Annotated in this window: 1 protein-coding gene; it reads right to left on the minus strand. The window is 69.4% G+C overall.

Annotated features, from left to right (window positions below; translation table 11 throughout):
* Positions 1 to 54: 54 nt before the first annotated feature.
* Positions 55 to 1,290 (minus strand): IS701 family transposase, encoded by a 1,236-nt coding sequence (locus ACWCP8_RS41170; protein WP_451121684.1) that lies wholly within the window; start codon positions 1,288 to 1,290, stop codon positions 55 to 57.
* Positions 1,291 to 1,325 lie beyond the last annotated feature (35 nt).

Consider the following 1,325-nt stretch of genomic DNA (forward strand, 5'->3'; position numbering starts at 1 on the left):
GGTAGTGGCAGCGGCGGGCCACCGCTTGGCGTCGTCTGCGCCAGTGCGACCAGCTCAGCGCGTGGGTGTGGGTGCGGGAATCTCGGGGTGCATGAGCTGCCAGGAGTCGCCGCACTTCTGCCACAGTGAGCTCGATGACCACGGCATCCTCACCGGCGGACCCCCCTTTTCGGCCGCTCGCGTGCTCATCGCCGCGAGGAAGGCGTGGGCGAGCATGGCCAGGGTGATGTGCCGGTACCAGCCGACATAGCGGCGAACCTCGTACTCGTCCAGGCCGCACTCGTTCTTCGCGGCCTGGAAACACTCCTCGATCGCCCACCGGGCGCCCGCGACGCGGACCAGTTCGTCCACGGTGACGTCCAGCGGCGCGTAGGCGAGGTAGTAGGCGATCTCGTCCGGCCGGCTCAGGCTGCGCCGTGCCAGCGCCCACCGTCGGCGGATCAACACGCCGTCCTGGTGGTCGTATTCGTCCACCGGGCGCAACTGGACCCCCGCCCAGTCGTACTCGCGCTGTCCCTTCGCGCCCGCGCCGCAGGAACGGCGTTCCCATGCCTGGTCGGGGGCCTGTTCGAAGGCCCTGTCGATGCGTGGTCCGGCCAGGGAGAACTGAGACCTGGGGACGGCCAGGACGTAGCCGACGCCGGATGTTTCCAGCATCCGGCGAAAGCGGTTGTCCTGTCCGTAAGCAGCGTCCGCCGTGACCCAGGCGATCGGCAGCGGCGAGGCCAGAGCCCTGCGGACGATCGTTGCCGCGAGGGTGTTCTTGGTGGCGAACTCCCGCTGATCTGGGACCTTGGCGGCGCGGCAGCGGTCGCGGTCGTCGGTCCAGGACTTGGGCAGGTAGAGCTCGCGGTCCACGAGAGCACGGCCGGCCGTGCTGGCGTAGGCGGCGAAGACGCCGATCTGGCAGTTCTCGGTGCGGCCGGCGGTGCCGGAGTACTGCCTTTGGACTCCGGCGGAGGTGGTGCCCTTCTTCAGGAAGCCGGTGTCGTCGATGATCAGCACCCCGTTGGGGCGGCCGAGGTGTTCGGCGACGTAGGCCTGCAGGTCGTCGCGGATGCCGTCAGGGTTCCAGCGGGCTCGGGAGAGCAGGTGCTGCAGTGCGTCGGGGGTGGCGTGGCCGGCGTGTTCGGCAAGTTGCCAGCTGTTCTTTCGGGCCACCGGGCCGAGTAGTGCGCGCACGTAGTCCCGCATGCGGCGGCGTGGTTCGACGCGGCCGAAGTGGTGCCCGATGGTGGTGAAGAGGTGGTCCAGGTCGCGGTCCCAGGTCTCGCCTGCCTGTTCTGTGATCACGACGTGAGGCTTCCCCGCCCCGGGACGACCTT

This window comes from Streptomyces sp. NPDC002206 (assembly GCF_053593595.1).